We start from the raw sequence: 15249 nt of genomic DNA, 5'->3' as shown, positions 1-15249 counted from the left end.
GCCGATCGGCACTGGACCTGGTTGCCCTGCGGCAGCTCCAGGTGCCAGCACCTGCCGGCACGGAATCACTCGTAGACGCGGTCCTGCCTTGTTGGAGGCACCTCAACCAGGTCTCCCCGCCGGATCAGCTCATCCAGATCCACTGCCGATGCCGCCAATGCCTCCTGGGCATCGAAATCCCATTTATTCCTGTACTCACGTGCCAGGAGATCGCAGACCGCCTTGGCGCGCTGGTAGGCATCACTCTTCGCGTCATCCTGCATCAGCTCATCGCGATGGATCTGGCAGAGCATCAGCTGGTGTGCGTCCTCACCGCGCTCGCGCTCCCAGGCAATGTCGGGCAGGCCGGAAAGAGCGGTCGCAAGTGCGAGTGCAGTCATTGACATGGCGGTGTCCACAGTCGGCGGAAACCTGAGCGTATGCGAGCAGCAGTGGCAAGCGGCCATTGCTGCGCGCATGGTTTCACGGCATGTTCACCATTCGTTGCCGGATGGAATCCGCTGGGGAGGCTTCCTCAGGCATTCACATCCACCACTATCCGCCCACGCACCTTGCCCGGAATGATCTGCTCGTAAACCTCAAGCACGTCGGCAAGCCCAATCAGCTGCACCGTGCTTTCAAGCTTCTGCGGATCCAGGTCGGTGGCAAGCCGGTCCCACGCGCGCTGGCGGACGTCCTGCGGCGCATTCACCGAATCCACGCCCGCAAGGGTCACGTTGCGCAGGATGAAAGGCAGCACCGAGCCGTGCAGCGCGTCGCTCTGCGTCAGGCCGCACGCGGCCACGGCACCGCGGTACTTGGTCTCGGCGATGGCGTTGACGAGGGTAGGGCCGCCGGCCACATCCACCACGCCGGCCCAGCGTTCGGCGCTCACCGGCCGGTCGCGTGGTTCCGAAAGCTGCGCGCGGTCGATGATTTCGCTCGCACCCAGGTTGTGCAGATACTCAGCATGCTCCGGGCGCCCGGTGGCGGCCACCACGCGATAGCCCAGCTTTGAAAGGATCGCCACCGCAATCGAGCCGACACCGCCGTTGGCGCCGGTCACCAGCACATCGCCCTTGTCGGGCGTCACGCCGGCATGTTCCAGGGCCAGCACGCACAGCATGGCGGTATAGCCCGCTGTGCCGATGGCCATGGCGTCGCGGGTGCTCAGGTTGCCGGGAATCCGGTTGAGCCATTCGCCGCGCACACGGGCGCGCTGTGCAAGGCCGCCGTGGTGACTCATGCTCAGGCCCCAGCCATTGAGCACAACGCGGTCGCCTGGCTTGAAGTCGGCCCTGCTGGATTCCAGCACCACGCCTGCCAGATCGATGCCGGGAATGAGCGGGAACGTCCGGATGACCGGGCTCTTGCCGGTGAGGGCAAGCGCATCCTTGTAGTTGAGCGTGGAGTACTCGACCTGCACCAGGACGTCGCCGTCCATCAGATCGGCCTCATCAAAATCGACCAGATCGGTCGATACCTGGTTGTTTGTCTTGCGGGCGAGCAGTGCTTTGAACGTCATGGAGGGGCTCACATTCAAGGAATGGGGCCATGCTAGGCTCGCACCGCTATTGCAACAAGAACGATGATTTTCCGTAGGTACTATGGTTTTCCGGAGTATGCATGCGTAGCAAGCGTTGGGATGGCAAGAGCGGTTGCGCCGTGGAGGTCACGCTGTCGGTCATGGGTGGCGTGTGGAAGCCTGTCATCCTCTTCCACCTGATGACCGGCAAGCGTCGCTTCATGGAGCTGACGCGGCGGGTGCCCAACGCCACCCAGTCCATGCTGACCAGCCAACTGCGGGAACTGGAAGCTGACGGGGTGGTGATCCGCCATGTCTATGCAGAGGTGCCACCGAAGGTCGAGTACGAGCTGTCCGAATTCGGGCGCACGCTGGTGCCGGTGCTGCTGGCCATGCGCGAGTGGGGCGAAACCTATCGTGGCCATAGAAGCACGGACAGCGACTGCTGAGGTCTGAAGCGTAGCGCCGAGTGTGGTCGACATGGCCCGCGCACCCCGCAGCGTTTCGGAGGCCACAGCAATCGCGGTAGTGCAGGAGGCAGCGCATGTGGGGCGCTGCCTCGCTTCGTGAAGGGCGGCGAGCAGGATATCGAAGTGCAGGCGCGCGAAAATAACGCGATGCGGATGGGATGAAATCACTCCGCCCACGCGTATGGAACCTCTTCAGTAGCAAGGGGGCAGCGCGTGGCAGCCAATGCCAGCCCCCGAAATGGGGGCCGGCACACATCACGGCAGTGCGTGACTTACGGGATGGTGCAGCCGCTGTTCCGCAGGCAGCGGGCAAAAGCCGGGTAGCACACCTTCTCGCCATTGCCCGCTGCGAGGCAGGCCTCGTACGCGGTGTAGCACGGGGTACAGCGGGACTGCGCGGAGGCACTGCCGATTCCCAGGGTCAGTGCAGCAGCCGCAATAGCAACAGACAGCTTGAATCCAATCTTCATGCTTCACTCCGTTGATAGCCCTCCTTGGGCACCTCGGAGGCTAACGTGGGAAGAGGGTGTATTCAACCCGCACCGCGCCCGGATGGGTATCCATCTTCAGCGCCCCGCCCTGGATTTACTTTGTTGGCGCGTCTGCAGTCTGAGCGGCCACCATGGCTTGTTGCATCTCTTTCAGCGACAGATAGCCATCACCATCGGTGTCCAGGCCCGCGAAGTACTTCGCGATCTCCGGCACCACGTTGGCTTCCTCCTTGCTGATCCTGCCGTCTTTGTTCCTGTCCATCGCGGAAAACGCGGCGTCGATGGAATCGGCCTGCTTGCTGAAACGTTCCTGCTGAAATGTCGCGTACTCGACCTTGTCAACGCGTCCGTCGTTGTTGGCATCCATGGCGGTGAATGTGGCGTCGATGTAGGCCTTCTTCGGGTCGGTCGGTGAGGCCTGGGCCAGCAACGGAGCAGCGCACAGCGCGATCAACAGAGTGATCCTGGTCATGGGTGGTTTTTCCTTGAGAGATACAAGTCAGCGGCAGGGATAGGTGTAGCCGTCGGCGCCGCGATAGGTGTCGTTGCGGCGGTCGTAGTTGCCGTAGCGGTTCATGCAGTAGTCGGCGCGCTCGCGGGTCTCACGCTCGCGTTTGGCGGCAGCGGCAATCACGCCGGCCACCACCGCTGCACCTACCACGCCCACCACGACACCGGCGGTCTTGGCATCGTGCCGGCGCTCGCGTTCGCGCTCATGATTCCGCTCACGTTCGCGCCGTTCCCATGCATCGCGCTCCCGATCGCGGTAGTCCTGGTTCCACTGCGGGTTGTAGCGGTCGCCACGCTGCGCATGGGCGTCACCGGCGTACGGCATCAACACCAGCTGCGCAGCGACCGCCAGAATCAGCGCGGTTCTTCCTGTCTTCAGAAACATCGTCCAGCTCCTGTGCGGACATCGTTGGTAGCCGTAGTACACCCTGCAGACATTGCGCGAACCTGCCGTCAGGGCGAGCAATTGCAGCGGCTATCGAACCAGCGCCTCCACAGGATCCAGCTGTGCGGCACGGCGTGCCGGCAGGAAGCCGAAACCAACGCCGATCAGGCTGGAACACACGAATGCAGCCAGAATCGAATTGACGGAGAACACCAGGCTGAAGCCCGCATCGGCCAGCTCCATCACCGCGCCCAGCGCCAGCGCCACGCCGATGCCGAGCACGCCACCGAGCAGGCAGACCAGCACCGATTCGATCAGGAACTGCTGCAGGATGTCGCTGCGTCGCGCGCCCACCGCCATGCGCACGCCGATCTCGCGGGTTCGCTCGGTCACCGAGACCAGCATGATGTTCATGACCCCGATTCCGCCCACCACCAGTGCGATGGCAGCGATGGAGCTGATCATCATGGTCAGGATGCCGGTGGTCTGTTCAATGGATCTACGGATCTGCGCGTTGTTGCTCATGTAGAAATCGGTGCTGCCGTGGCGGCGAGTCAGCAGTCGCCCGATGGCCTGCTCAGCCGCTTCCATGCTGATCGCATCCGAGACGCGCACGGTGATGCTGGAGACGTGGCTCTGCCCCAGTACGCGCGCCATTGCGGTGGTGTAGGGCAGCCATACCCGCAGCAGCGATGCATCACCGGCCGCACCGGCGTCCTTCTTCACCACACCCACCACGCGCACCGGAACATTGCCCAGCAGCAGGGTCTGCCCGATCGGGTTGTCGGTCGCGGCGAAGAAGCGTGCGCGGGTATTGGCGTCGATCACCACCACCTGCTGGTAGCCGGCCACGCCGGGTGGACCGAAGAAGGCGCCCTCGCCGAGCTTCAGGCCATGCACGCGGAAGTACTGCTCGCTGACGCCCTGCACCTGCACACTGGCAGAGCGATTGCCGCGCAGGGCGGTGCCGCTGCTGGCAACACCCGGGGTGGCGCTGTCCACGAATGGCTGCCGGGCCAGGGCCACGCTGTCGCCGGGGGTGAGTGTTTCCACCCGCGCCGAGTGCAGGTCGCCAAAACCGGAACCGGGATAGATCTCGATCGTGTTGGTACCCAACGAGGAGATGTTGGACAGGATGGCCTGCCGTGCACCGGTGCCCAGTGCTACCACCGCCACGACCGAAGCAATGCCGATGATGATTCCGAGCATGGTCAGGAAGGTGCGCATGCGGTGGGCGTTCATCGCGCGCAGTGCCATGCGGAAGGCTTCAGCGAACCGGTCCCGCCAGACCTGCCAGCCGCTGCTACCCACGGATTGGGGCACGGCTGGCGTCGCCACGCCCGCTGCCAGAGCAGTACCGGTTGCACGATCATCCACGATCCGCCCATCGCGGATTTCGATGATGCGCTGCGCATGCTCGGCCACGGCCATGTCATGCGTGACCAGCACCACGGTATGACCCTCCGCGTGCAGCTCGCCGAGGATCTTCATCACCTCTTTGCCGGAATGCGTATCCAGCGCACCTGTGGGTTCGTCGGCGAAGATCACCGCGCCACCATTCATCAGCGCACGCGCAATCGAAACGCGTTGCTGCTGGCCGCCCGAGAGCTCGCCAGGGAGATGCTGCATGCGCTCGCCCAGACCCAGCCGCGACAGCAAGGTGGCTGCCCGTGCATGGCGTGCTTCGGCAGGCATGCCGGCGTAGATCGCAGGCACCTCCACATTGCTCAGTGCAGTCAGATCGGTCAGCAGGTGATAGCGCTGGAAGATGAAGCCGAAGTGCTCGCGGCGTAGTTCGGCCAGTTCATCAGGCGACATCTGCGCGGTCTCGCGCTCGGCGATCTGATAGACGCCAGCGGAAGGGCGATCCAGGCAACCCAGGATGTTCATCAGCGTGGACTTGCCCGAACCGGATTGGCCTACGATGGCCACCAGTTCACCTGCGTGAATATCCAGGTCGATGCCGTCGAGTACCACCAGTGTCTGCTCGCCCGCAGCAAATTCACGGCGTACGCCGCGAACGCGCAGCAGTGGCTCGGTCATGGTCATACTCATTTGGGTTGCGCGGGTGCGCTGGCGGCTTCGACGTTGGCCTGCGCCAGCACGACCTGTTCGCCTTCCTTCAGCCCGTCGCGTACTTCCACCTGGATCTGGTCATCCAGCCCGGTGGTGATGCGCCGCGCACTGGCGCGACCGTCGGCACCGCGTATCTGCACGCTGTAGCTGCCATCGGCGGCGCGCGCACCCAATGCGGCCGAGGGAATGGTCAGTACGTCGTTGGCGCGGCCCAGCACGATGCGAACCTGCGCGGTCATGTAGCTGCGCAGGCGGCCATCAGCGTTGTCCACGTCGAACTGGCCGTTGTAGTACATGGCCGTGCGGCTGCCACCCGACACCGCCGGTGCGGCGAGGCTGGAACTGTCTTCGTTGGTGATCGATTCCGGTGCTGGCGCTATATCCCGAAGCCTGCTGCTGTAGCGCCGACCGGCATCACCAAGAATGGTGAAGAACGCCTCCTGCCCAACAGCGGTGTGTACGACGTCAGCCTCGGAGATCTCGGCGTACACCGTCATCACGTCCTGATCGCCGAGCATCACGATGGTCGGTGCGCTCTGCACCGCATTCACGGTCTGCCCCTGGCGCGCGACCACGGCCAGTACGGTGCCGTCGGTGGGGGCAGTGATGCGGGTGTACTCCAGATTGGTCTGCGCGACATCAACGTCGGTCTGCCGGCGCGCAACTTCACCGTCCAATGCGGCGATCTGTTCACGGGTGGCGTCGACCTTGGCCTTGGCTGCATCGAAGTCGGCGCGGGCCACCAGTTGCGCGGCAGCCAGTTGCTGCTGCCGACGCAGTGTCAACTCGAACTGGCGCAGGTCGGTCGCCAGTGCATCGCGGTTGGCGCGCGCGGTGCGCTGTGCGGCCTGCGCGCTCAGCAATGCATTGCGCTGCGTGCGCGAATCGATATCGGCAATGGGATCGCCGGCTTTCACTTTGTCGCCCAGTTTCACATGCAGGGTGTCGATGCGGCCGGAGACCTGCGCACCCACGCTGACCAGTCGTGAGGGCTTCAGCGTGCCAGTGGCTTCCACCACCTGTTCGATGTTGCCTCGAACGACGGGTGCAACCTGCAGTTGCGGTGGTGGTGTCGGCCGCAACCATGCGAACAGAATCAGTGCGCTGCACAGCAGGGCGGTAGCAATCATGAGCGCCCGGCGGCGCTTGCGTGGTGCGGCGCTCATCGGCGCAGCATCCAGTAGAGACAGGTCATCGCGGATCCTCGCGGCAGAAGAGACACACGTCTGGGGTGGCAGACGGGGTTGGCCGTCGAGTCTCGATGCGCTGGATTGCGTGAACCTTGCGGGGCTGTCGCTGTGTCAGCGTGCGGCAAGAAGGGCGAGCAATGCTACGGCGATGAACTGCAGGGCGCTACCGAGAACCAGCAGTGCATTGCGCAGCCGGTGACCTGCCAATCGCGCAGCGAAGAGTTGACTCACCGCGCCGGCCAACAACCAGAAGAACGCTGGAACAGGCAGCTTCGTCATTCCTGCACCGATGGCGATCAGCAGCGCGCTGGCAATCATTGTCCCGGCGGCATGACCATCCAGAGCGCGCAGCAGTGGTGGCATCGGGCGGGAGGTTGCCGCGCGCCATGCCGCCAACCCATGCAGCGCGGCATGCACGGCAACGAACAGGAGCACGGCAGCGGCCGCCGCTGCGCTCGCGTGCCGATACGTTGAAGCCACCAGTGCAATGCCGGGCAGCAGCAGGAACAGGGCGCCGAACAGCCGCATCAATACACCTGCGCGCTCGGTTTCGGGAACTTCCCGCAGCCAGAGCGGCCAATGTTCCAAGCCGAGCGCGCGGGCACTACGCGGGCGGCGATTCCACGCGGCAGCGGTAAGGCCCGGCGAATTCCGCGGTGGCACAGTGCGCGTGGAAGAGGACGGTGGAGGAGCTCCCTGGGTCACATGCAGGCTTCCTGTCAGATCGGAACGCGGTGGCACGGCAGGTGCCACACCCCGATGCTGTCCAGCGAAGATTGCCGCAACCTTGCCTGTCCTCGCTACCGGCTTCGCATGGACAGGTGCCAGTTACACAGGTGCATGCGGTGTGTTCAGTGCTCCAGCGGTGGTGCGCTGGTTACGCCCGGGTGCAGTGGAAACTCGACTCGGATCAATGCACCACCGCCAGGCGCATCCAGAATCGTGACGTGGCCGCCGTGGCGGTCGATCACCTGGCGCACGAGGTTCAACCCCAGGCCTGCGCCTGTCTGCCGCGGCCGCAGCCGCTGGAAGGGTTCGAAAACCCGTTCGCGCTGGTCGACCGGTATGCCGGGGCCGTCGTCCTCGACCTCCAGGCAGCTGCCCTGAACGCGCACGATGATCTGGCGTCCGCCATGTTCGGCAGCATTCAGTACCAGGTTGGAGATTACCCGCTCCACTGCGCCGGTCTCGCCGAGCACCGGGAAGTGCGATTCCACCGCCACGGCTACAGTCTTGTCCGACTGGATCAACAGCGGCGCCAGATCGGCGGCCACCCGTTTGGCTACCCGCGCCAGGTTGATGGTTTCCTTCGGCCCGTCTTCGTCCATGCGGTGCAGATCCAGCAACTGCTCTGCCAGCGTCGCCAACCGCGCCACTTCCACGGCCAGGCTGCGCGAGGTGGCGTCGTCGGCCGCATCGACCTTTACCCTCAGAATCGCGATGGGGGTGCGCAGCTCATGCGCGGCGGCGGCGATGAAGCGGCGTTGCCGCTCGTGCCCCTCGTCCAGCCGCTCCAGTGCTTCATTCACAGCCGTCACCAACGGAGCGATCTCCACCGGCACCGCGGTTTCTGTCAGGCGGACACCGCGCCGACTGGCGGAGATGTTGCGGGCTTCCTGGGCGATGCGCTCCACCCCGGCCAAGGCCCGCCTCACGATGATCGGTGTCAGGACGATGGTGGCCAGGCCCAGCAGCAGGAAGATCGGCAGAGTGATGATGTGTGCCGCCAGCGCCATCTGCCAGGTCAGCGTATCGGTTTCGCCATGGGCCATGATGGTCAGCTTGCCGGCCGGCCCGCTGTGCTGGCGGACCACGACGGCCAGGCCATCGCTGCGATCGCGCCCGCGCAGATCGCCAAAGGGGATGCCATCCAGTGCGCCTACCAGCGAGGCATAGGCCGGCGGCACAGGTCCGAACGTAACGTGGTGGCCGTGCTCATCCTCGGCGATGAACCATGCGCCGGGAACGATCTTCAGCAGTTCGGCCAGTTCCGGCGTGTTCTGCACGTAGAGGTCGCCATTGCGGTCGCGGTGCACTGCATCGGCGGCCACCGGCGCGAAGGTCTGGATGCTGTAATAGCCACCGCTGTCGGCACGTATCAACACCATCAGAAGCGCGAAGAACGCCACCAGCAACGCCAGCAGCTGATAGATCAGCGTCTTGACGATCAACGGGCGCTTCAGCGATGGACGACGCGCCATTACTTGGCTTCCCGCATCAGATAGCCGACGCCGCGGATGGCGTGGATCTCCACCCGGGCATCGGCATCGGCCAGCTTGCGGCGAAGGCGCGAGACATGAGAGTCGAGCGTATTGGAATGGATGCCGTCATCGAATCCATACACAGCCATCTCAATCGACTCGCGCAGCACGGTGCGACCCAGGCGCCGGGCCAGCGCGGTCAGCACACGGATCTCGCGGCGCGGCAGCTCAAGCCGTTGCCCGCCCACGCTGGCTTCACCCGATGCCTGGTCGAACACCAACCGGCCAATGCTCACCAGTTCCACCTGCATGCCGCTCGGCCGGCGCCCTGCAGCACGGATGCGGGCGAACAGTTCCTCAAGTGCGAAGGGCTTGGCCAGATAGTCGTCCGCGCCCTCATCCAGCCCGGCGATGCGGTCTGGCAGCTGGCCCAGCGCGCTCAATACGATGATCGGCACTCCGGGGTTGCGCTCACGCAGCAGGGAAATCAATCCCAGCCCGTCACCGTCGGGCAGGGTGCGGTCCAGCAACACCAGGTCGTGCGATCCGTACAGGGCTGCTTCTCGGGCCAGCGCGAGAGTGTTGGCCAGGTCCACCACGTAGCGCTCGCGCTGCAGGGCGGATTTCAGGGTGGCGGCCAGTTCGGCTTCGTCTTCGATCAGCAGGATGTGCATCGGCAGGGCTTGGGCAGGAAGGGGCGTGGCAGGGCGGGTCGGCACGCGCCGGCACCGTATTACAGGAACATTGCGTGAACATGGCGTGCCTTCCGGACGTCCCGCAAGGCTGTGATGACCCAGGACGGTGGGCGGCGGCGCAAGGTTCGCGCAATCCAGGCACTCCAGCCTTGGCGCCCACTCGCTGCCCCCCAATCCCTGGAGTACCCATGAAGTTGTTCGTTCCGTTGTTGCTTGTGGCCGCGTTGAGTGGCTGTACCACCGCGAAGATGACCGTTACCCCTGATGGCCGGCGCGGCGTCTCCATCGACTGCAGCGGCTCCAGTTCCTGGAGTGGCTGCTACGAAAAGGCCGGACAGATGTGCCCAGGCGGCTATGTAGTCTTCAGCAAGGATGGCGACGACGGCAACGCCATCGCGGTGGGCAACAAGAACGGCTTCACCTCCACCCAGATGGCCACCCGCTCGATGCTGGTGGCCTGCTCGCACTGACACCAACAGGGGAGGTGGGTTGCCACCTCCCCGTCATCACAGCCCACAGCCCTGCGTCAGAAGCTGTAAGCGGCCTGCACGTACACCCGCCGCGGCTCACCCGGGAAATGCCCGTTGCGCGCGATGAAACCGCTGGCTGCATATACCTTGTCGAACAGGTTCTTGACGTTGGCCTGGAACTGCCACTGCTTCCATGTGGTCTTCCAGCTCATGTCGAACACGGTGTAAGCCTTCACCGTCTGCCCGTCCAGACTGACGCGCTCACCCACATGGTCAGCACCAAAGCCGATGGCCGAATTGATCGACGGCAGGTCGTAGCGCGTCCACAGACCCAGCTTGTTGCGCGGCGCATTGGCGAATCGGTCGCCGGAAGCGTTGGTGATGCCATTCGGGCCTGCGTCCTTCACCCGCGCATCGTTGTAGGCGTAGGTCAGGTTCAGCACCCAGCGATCGGTCACGTCGGCCAGCAGGTCCAGTTCCATGCCCGTACTGCGCACCAGGCCCAGCGCGGCCAACTGGTTCACGCCACCGATCACTTCGCCGGTTGCCTGCACGATATTGCTGCGGTCGATCCGGTAGGCGGCCATGTTCAAGGTCACACGGTCGGCCAGCAGGGACTTCATGCCCACTTCCCACTGCTTGCTGCGTTCTGCATCGAACGGCCCGCCAGCGGCGGGGTTCTGGTTGGTAGCACTCTGCGGTACGAAGCCGCTGGCCACATTGGCATAGACATTCAGGCCCTCGCGCACGGTGAACGTGCTGCCCAGCCGCCAGCTGAGGTCGTTGCCATCCACGCGGCTGCCGGCAATGCGGTCGTCGTCCTTGAAGCCATCCCAGCGCAACCCGGCCAGCACATGCCAGCGTGTGCCCAGTGCCAGTTCGTCCTGCAGGTAGCCGCCATAGCGCTTGCTGCGGGTGGACGTGCTGCGCCAGGGCAGGGCCGCCAGGTTGTAGTCGTGCCAGGTACTGGCGCCGTACACGGGATTGAACAGGTCGATGCCGCGCACCGGCCCCGCACCACGTGCAAGGTCGGCGCTGTTGGCGGTCTGTGCAGTGAAATCCGCATCCAGCTGATACACGTCCGCACCGAACAACACCTTGTGCTCGACGGTGCCGGTGGTCACCCGCCAGACTGCATTACCGTTGGCAGTGAATGCTTCGTTGTCGCGGATCTGGTTGCGCAGCTGGCGGGTCATCCACTCGGCCACGCCATCGCGGTCACGATCGATCAGGCCCATCGGCTCGTGGTACATCTGGTGCTCGTTGTTGCTGAACCAGCGAGCGGCAAAATCGAGATCCAGATTGTCGCGCGGTGCGAAGCGGTACTGCGCCAGCGCCACTTTGGCGCGCATGTCGAGGAAGTCGCTGGCCTCGTTGTGGTTCCAGCGGCGATCGGTCAGGAAGGTGCCCGCATCATTCACCGGCACGCCGCGCAGGCGGTTGCCGCCGAGGTTCTGGGTGATGTCGGTGAACTGCAGCACCAGCTCGCCGGTCCGGCCGACATCGAAGGCCAGCGAGGCGTCGCCGATCACGCTTTCGCTGTCGGTGTTCCAGCGCACGCCCTGCTCGGTGTCGGCATACAGGCCGGCGCGATAGCGCACGCTGCCAGCGGCATTCAATGGACCCGTGCCTTCGATCGAGCCGGCGCGGAAATCCCGGTTGCCCATCTGCACTTCGATGCGGCGCTCAGCGACCGCCCTGGGCTTGCGCGTGACGTAGTTGATGACGCCGCCGGCGTCGCCACCACCGTAGAGTGCGCCGGCCGGCCCCTTCAGCACTTCCACGCGTTCGATGTTGAACAGCTGTGGTACCGAGAAGCCAGCGTACGGGTCGCCGCGCAGGCCGTCATACAGCACGTTTTCCTGCCGGAAGCCGCGCAGGGTCACGCCGGCATAGCTGAAATAGCTGATGCCGCTGATGCTGCGATAGAGATCGGTCACCTGACGCGCGGCCTGATCGTCGATCAGCTCGCGCGGGATCACCTGGATCGACTGTGGAACCAACTCGAGTGGCGTATCGGTGCGGGTGCCAACCGCAGCGTCGTCCACCCGGTACAGCGCCTGCGCACGGCCGCGGACTTCCACCCTGTCCAGCTCCTTGGGAGTGGTCGTTGAGGTCTCGGAGGCAAGGGCAAGGGGTGCAAAGGGCAGGGTCAGTGCCAGGTACAGCGCGCGTTTGTGGAGCAGGAGAGGGGGCATGGGCAGGGGGTATGTGGCTGCAAATGAGAAAGATTAGCATTTGCAACACTTCGTGACCTATCCCCCGAATGCGCTATGGACGCGCGTCAGGGTCGGTATAGGGGGTGCCTGCCAAGGCCACCAGTACGCCGGTGGCGCCGCGCACGATCAACTGCACCATGGCTTCGCGCGGATCCTCGCCCAGCAGCTGGCTTGCCAGTCCTTTGCCGTAGGCGGTCACCATCGATGCCAGCAGCATCGACGCACCCAGTCGCGCCTCGGCATCGCCGTCCGGGCGCCCGGCTGAGGCCGCCATCAGCTGCGTCAGGTCGTCGGTCAGCTGCGCCTGCAGTCGCCTTGCATGCGCCACCAGCACCGGGCTCGCGGCCACGGTGGCCCAGAACGCGGCGGCGCCTGCGTTGACCCGCAGCAGGGGATGGCCGCTGTCCAGCAGTTCGTGCACCAGCGACTGGAACGCGGCCAGTGGGGTCAGGCCGCTGCGCGCGGCCATGCCCTCGCGCAGAAGCGCGCGGGCCTCCTCATCGCGGTCGAACACCAGGTCTTCCTTGCTGGCGAAGTAGTTGAACACCGTCTTGCGCGAGACCCCGGCGGCATCGGCGATCTCGGACATGGAAACGGCTTCGAAGCCACGTCGGATGATCAGCTCGGTGGCGACATCCGAAATCGCTTGTCGGGTCTCGGCCTTGCGCTGCTCGCGGCGGCCCGGAGGCGGGGTCATGGGCGGTTCACTTGTGAAAACGTACACCGAGTGTAACATTCGCTTCGCCAGAGTGCCGGCCCGGTGCTCACAAGGAATTCCGATGCTGTACGACGTCGTCATTGCCGGGGCTGGCCCGGTCGGCCTGTTCCTGTCCTGCGAGCTGGCCCTGGCCGGCTGTTCGGTGTTGGTGCTGGAGCAGGCCGAGTCCCCGGAATCACCCCTCAAGCGCCTGCCCTTTGGGCTGCGCGGCTTGAACACGCCCACCCTGGAGGCGCTGGACAGGCGCGACTTGCTGCAGGCGGTGGCCGCGCGCCAGGTGCTGAAACCCGACAAGGGCGCACCACCGCCCGGCACCGCCCACTGGCTGGCGCAGCCCCGGCCACTGGGCGGCCACTTCGCCGGCATTCCGTTTGCGCTGGACAACGTGGCCAGCGAGCGCTGGCTGTATCGCCTGCCGTCGCCGGTCGGCTTCCAGATGGCGATTGAACTGCAGGCGCTGGAAGCGGTGCTGGCCGAACGGGCGACCGCGCTTGGCGTGCGCATCGACCGCGGGAGTGCGGTGCAGGCGGTGCGCATGGAAGGTGAGCAGGTCGCCGTGGAGACCCTTCTCGGTACAACGCGTGGCCGCTGGCTGATCGGTTGCGACGGCGCCCGCAGCACTGTGCGTAAACAATCAGGTTTCACCTTCGCCGGGACCGAGCCGGAGTTCACCGGACACTCGCTGCTGGTCGAGCTGGCAGATCCGTCGCTGCTCACACCGGGACGTCATTACACCGCCGATGGAATGTACAACTTCAATCCGCCAGGCGTGTTGGCACTGGCGGATTTCGACGGCGGTGCCGGTCATCGCACGGCGCTGGACCGGGAACGCGCGCAGGCCATGCTACGGCGCATATCCGGACGTGAAGCGACCATCACCGCGGTGCATCTGGCTACCACCTGGACCGATGCCGCGCGCCAGGCCACGGTCTATCGCAAGGGTCGCGTGCTGCTGGCCGGCGATGCAGCACACATGCATTCGCCGCTGGGCGGGCAAGGCCTGAACCTTGGCATCGGCGACGCGATGAACCTCGGTTGGAAGCTGGCCGCCGTGGTGCGTGGCGATGCCGATGAGGTGCTGCTGGACAGCTACCAGGCCGAGCGCTATCCGATCGGCGCGAAGGTGCTGGACTGGTCGCGTGCGCAGGTCGCGTTGATGCGGCCGGGCGCTGGCTCGCGCGCGCTGGCGGCGGTGATGGCCGATCTGGCCGACACCCGTGATGGTGCGACCTACCTGGCCGAGCGGATCTGGGGCGTTGCACAGCAGCTGGACCTGGGCGTGGGCCATCCGCTGGTCGGCCGCAGCGCGCCGGACTTCCTGCTGGCCGATGGACGTCGCATGGGTGAACTGCTGCGTGCAGGGCAGGGCGTGCTGCTGGTGTTCGACGCGGGCACGTCGTTGTGCGCAAGCATCGATGGTTGCCAACGGCGTCTGGCCCTCGTCAGGCAGGCGGTGGATGAAACGCTCGGCCTGGGCGCGGTGCTGGTGCGCCCGGATGGCATCGTTGCCTGGGCCTGTGATGCCGGGGGTGATGGGGCCGGGCTGTCCGATGCGCTGCGGTGCTGGTTCGGATCGATGGCCGCAGGCTGACCAGCAAAGCGGTGGCGCAGCCGGCAAGGGCTGCGCCAGTTGTGGTCAGAGGTCCTTCTTCTTTCCGCTCAGATCCAGCGGCCTGTCACTGCCCTTGCGCTCGCTCGACCACACTTCCATGCTCTTGTTGCAGCGGCTCTCGCGGGCCGCCACTTCGCGCGGCAGGTCCTTCAGATGCGGCGACTCCTGGCAGGCCTGATGCATGTTGCTGTCGTCATAGGTGGCACATGCGCTGAGCGATGCCAGGGCGATGGCGGTAAGGGAGGCGCGATACAGGGGCTGCAGGGTCATGGCGTGGTCTCGGGGGTAATGCCGGGTGGCCATGGCATTCCAATCCGTGACCCCCGGCACGCACAATCCGACTGATCGCACTTGTTATCTTGTAACGTTTAAGTGATAGTCGCGCGCTTGCCCGGATCAGGCGAGGCAGATCATCAGCACCGTGCACAGCACCAGCATCAGCACGAACACACGCCGGCTCAATGCGAGGCAGGCCAGATAGGCCGCCAGCGCCCAGGCGCCCAGCAGTGCACAGGCCAGCAACCAGAGGCCGATCACCATCAGTGATCCACTCGCCAGCGCAGACAACGCAATCGCTTTGAACAGGGCCACGCCCAGCACGCTGCCGAGCACGCCGGCCTGCAGGGCAACGGCATCGTGGCGGGCAGGGGCAGGGTGGCGGAACATGCTGGCCAGAGTGGTCACATGGAAGGGCGGCGCAGCTACTGT

At 65.1% G+C, this 15249-nt stretch carries 17 protein-coding genes; 3 read left to right on the top strand and 14 right to left on the bottom strand.

Annotation, left to right across the window (positions count from 1 at the left end):
• Window positions 1-65: 65 nt before the first annotated feature.
• Both ACZK4Z_RS13745 and acuI read right to left on the bottom strand, forming a co-directional pair.
• Entirely contained in the window at window positions 66-386 is a 321-nt protein-coding gene (locus ACZK4Z_RS13745; protein WP_049463018.1) for a hypothetical protein, read from the bottom strand.
• A 128-nt stretch (window positions 387-514) separates the two neighbouring features.
• Window positions 515-1504 carry an acrylyl-CoA reductase (NADPH) gene (gene acuI / locus ACZK4Z_RS13740; RefSeq protein WP_125893950.1) on the bottom strand — a complete coding sequence of 330 codons (990 nt, stop codon included), beginning with the start codon at window positions 1502-1504 and terminating at the stop codon, window positions 515-517.
• A gap of 101 nt (window positions 1505-1605) precedes the next feature.
• Here acuI and ACZK4Z_RS13735 point away from each other — a divergent pair, with 101 nt between their 5' ends.
• Complete coding sequence (locus ACZK4Z_RS13735; protein ID WP_125893886.1) at window positions 1606-1953, top strand: winged helix-turn-helix transcriptional regulator; 348 nt, start codon at window positions 1606-1608, stop codon at window positions 1951-1953.
• A gap of 293 nt (window positions 1954-2246) precedes the next feature.
• On the opposite strand, the gene ACZK4Z_RS13730 is transcribed toward ACZK4Z_RS13735, so the two are convergent.
• The 8 genes from ACZK4Z_RS13730 to ACZK4Z_RS13695 form a co-directional block, all read right to left on the bottom strand.
• A complete protein-coding gene (locus ACZK4Z_RS13730; protein WP_032128612.1) occupies window positions 2247-2444 on the bottom strand; it encodes a hypothetical protein in 198 nt (65 codons plus the stop codon).
• 115 nt (window positions 2445-2559) lie between these two features.
• On the bottom strand, window positions 2560-2937 hold the full coding sequence (locus tag ACZK4Z_RS13725) for an EF-hand domain-containing protein (protein WP_125893888.1): 378 nt from the start codon (window positions 2935-2937) through the stop codon (window positions 2560-2562).
• Between the two features lie 27 nt (window positions 2938-2964).
• Entirely contained in the window at window positions 2965-3360 is a 396-nt protein-coding gene (locus tag ACZK4Z_RS13720) for a hypothetical protein (RefSeq protein ID WP_049398244.1), read from the bottom strand.
• A gap of 90 nt (window positions 3361-3450) precedes the next feature.
• A complete protein-coding gene (locus ACZK4Z_RS13715) occupies window positions 3451-5409 on the bottom strand; it encodes a MacB family efflux pump subunit (protein WP_478451550.1) in 1959 nt (652 codons plus the stop codon).
• Window positions 5410-5411: 2 nt separating this feature from the next.
• The gene (locus tag ACZK4Z_RS13710; protein WP_100468875.1) at window positions 5412-6602 is read right to left on the bottom strand and encodes an efflux RND transporter periplasmic adaptor subunit; all 1191 of its coding nucleotides are present in this window, start codon (window positions 6600-6602) and stop codon (window positions 5412-5414) included.
• Window positions 6603-6737: 135 nt separating this feature from the next.
• On the bottom strand, window positions 6738-7154 hold the full coding sequence (locus tag ACZK4Z_RS13705; protein ID WP_478450870.1) for a hypothetical protein: 417 nt from the start codon (window positions 7152-7154) through the stop codon (window positions 6738-6740).
• 323 nt (window positions 7155-7477) lie between these two features.
• Entirely contained in the window at window positions 7478-8827 is a 1350-nt protein-coding gene (locus ACZK4Z_RS13700; protein WP_006375112.1) for a sensor histidine kinase, read from the bottom strand.
• Window positions 8827-9501 (bottom strand): response regulator transcription factor, encoded by a 675-nt coding sequence (locus tag ACZK4Z_RS13695; RefSeq protein WP_100468871.1) that lies wholly within the window; start codon window positions 9499-9501, stop codon window positions 8827-8829. The genes ACZK4Z_RS13700 and ACZK4Z_RS13695 overlap by 1 nt, the downstream gene beginning before the upstream one ends.
• A gap of 209 nt (window positions 9502-9710) precedes the next feature.
• Here ACZK4Z_RS13695 and ACZK4Z_RS13690 point away from each other — a divergent pair, with 209 nt between their 5' ends.
• The gene (locus ACZK4Z_RS13690; RefSeq protein WP_012511452.1) at window positions 9711-9992 is read left to right on the top strand and encodes a hypothetical protein; all 282 of its coding nucleotides are present in this window, start codon (window positions 9711-9713) and stop codon (window positions 9990-9992) included.
• 56 nt (window positions 9993-10048) lie between these two features.
• Here the strand turns inward: ACZK4Z_RS13690 and ACZK4Z_RS13685 are convergent, their stop codons facing one another.
• The gene (locus tag ACZK4Z_RS13685; protein WP_478450869.1) at window positions 10049-12190 is read right to left on the bottom strand and encodes a TonB-dependent siderophore receptor; all 2142 of its coding nucleotides are present in this window, start codon (window positions 12188-12190) and stop codon (window positions 10049-10051) included.
• Window positions 12191-12263: 73 nt separating this feature from the next.
• A complete protein-coding gene (locus tag ACZK4Z_RS13680; protein ID WP_006375107.1) occupies window positions 12264-12908 on the bottom strand; it encodes a TetR/AcrR family transcriptional regulator in 645 nt (214 codons plus the stop codon).
• An 82-nt stretch (window positions 12909-12990) separates the two neighbouring features.
• Between ACZK4Z_RS13680 and ACZK4Z_RS13675 the strand changes: the two genes are divergently transcribed.
• Window positions 12991-14520 (top strand): FAD-dependent monooxygenase, encoded by a 1530-nt coding sequence (locus ACZK4Z_RS13675; protein WP_478450868.1) that lies wholly within the window; start codon window positions 12991-12993, stop codon window positions 14518-14520.
• A 45-nt stretch (window positions 14521-14565) separates the two neighbouring features.
• On the opposite strand, the gene ACZK4Z_RS13670 is transcribed toward ACZK4Z_RS13675, so the two are convergent.
• Together ACZK4Z_RS13670 and ACZK4Z_RS13665 are read right to left on the bottom strand one after the other, a co-directional pair.
• Entirely contained in the window at window positions 14566-14811 is a 246-nt protein-coding gene (locus ACZK4Z_RS13670) for a hypothetical protein (RefSeq protein WP_012511449.1), read from the bottom strand.
• Between the two features lie 126 nt (window positions 14812-14937).
• On the bottom strand, window positions 14938-15207 hold the full coding sequence (locus tag ACZK4Z_RS13665; RefSeq protein ID WP_032971045.1) for a hypothetical protein: 270 nt from the start codon (window positions 15205-15207) through the stop codon (window positions 14938-14940).
• Between the last annotated feature and the right edge of the window lie 42 nt (window positions 15208-15249).

This window comes from Stenotrophomonas sp. 71799_Sma, from assembly GCF_056482505.1.
Note: the sequence above shows the minus strand (reverse complement) of the source record. Positions and strands in the feature narration are given on the sequence as shown.

What these genes read in the sequence shown, in the direction of transcription:
- ACZK4Z_RS13705 (WP_478450870.1), bottom strand. Translation starts at nt 7,154, where the DNA reads ATGCGGCTGTTCGGCGCCCTGTTCCTGCTGCTGCCCGGCATTGCACTG.
- ACZK4Z_RS13725 (WP_125893888.1), bottom strand. Translation starts at nt 2,937, where the DNA reads ATGACCAGGATCACTCTGTTGATCGCGCTGTGCGCTGCTCCGTTGCTG.
- ACZK4Z_RS13695 (WP_100468871.1), bottom strand. Translation starts at nt 9,501, where the DNA reads ATGCACATCCTGCTGATCGAAGACGAAGCCGAACTGGCCGCCACCCTG.
- ACZK4Z_RS13665 (WP_032971045.1), bottom strand. Translation starts at nt 15,207, where the DNA reads ATGTTCCGCCACCCTGCCCCTGCCCGCCACGATGCCGTTGCCCTGCAG.
- ACZK4Z_RS13670 (WP_012511449.1), bottom strand. Translation starts at nt 14,811, where the DNA reads ATGACCCTGCAGCCCCTGTATCGCGCCTCCCTTACCGCCATCGCCCTG.
- acuI (WP_125893950.1), bottom strand. Translation starts at nt 1,504, where the DNA reads ATGACGTTCAAAGCACTGCTCGCCCGCAAGACAAACAACCAGGTATCG.
- ACZK4Z_RS13720 (WP_049398244.1), bottom strand. Translation starts at nt 3,360, where the DNA reads ATGTTTCTGAAGACAGGAAGAACCGCGCTGATTCTGGCGGTCGCTGCG.
- ACZK4Z_RS13685 (WP_478450869.1), bottom strand. Translation starts at nt 12,190, where the DNA reads ATGCCCCCTCTCCTGCTCCACAAACGCGCGCTGTACCTGGCACTGACC.
- ACZK4Z_RS13690 (WP_012511452.1), top strand. Translation starts at nt 9,711, where the DNA reads ATGAAGTTGTTCGTTCCGTTGTTGCTTGTGGCCGCGTTGAGTGGCTGT.
- ACZK4Z_RS13675 (WP_478450868.1), top strand. Translation starts at nt 12,991, where the DNA reads ATGCTGTACGACGTCGTCATTGCCGGGGCTGGCCCGGTCGGCCTGTTC.
- ACZK4Z_RS13715 (WP_478451550.1), bottom strand. Translation starts at nt 5,409, where the DNA reads ATGACCATGACCGAGCCACTGCTGCGCGTTCGCGGCGTACGCCGTGAA.
- ACZK4Z_RS13710 (WP_100468875.1), bottom strand. Translation starts at nt 6,602, where the DNA reads ATGAGCGCCGCACCACGCAAGCGCCGCCGGGCGCTCATGATTGCTACC.
- ACZK4Z_RS13745 (WP_049463018.1), bottom strand. Translation starts at nt 386, where the DNA reads ATGTCAATGACTGCACTCGCACTTGCGACCGCTCTTTCCGGCCTGCCC.
- ACZK4Z_RS13680 (WP_006375107.1), bottom strand. Translation starts at nt 12,908, where the DNA reads ATGACCCCGCCTCCGGGCCGCCGCGAGCAGCGCAAGGCCGAGACCCGA.
- ACZK4Z_RS13730 (WP_032128612.1), bottom strand. Translation starts at nt 2,444, where the DNA reads ATGAAGATTGGATTCAAGCTGTCTGTTGCTATTGCGGCTGCTGCACTG.
- ACZK4Z_RS13700 (WP_006375112.1), bottom strand. Translation starts at nt 8,827, where the DNA reads ATGGCGCGTCGTCCATCGCTGAAGCGCCCGTTGATCGTCAAGACGCTG.
- ACZK4Z_RS13735 (WP_125893886.1), top strand. Translation starts at nt 1,606, where the DNA reads ATGCGTAGCAAGCGTTGGGATGGCAAGAGCGGTTGCGCCGTGGAGGTC.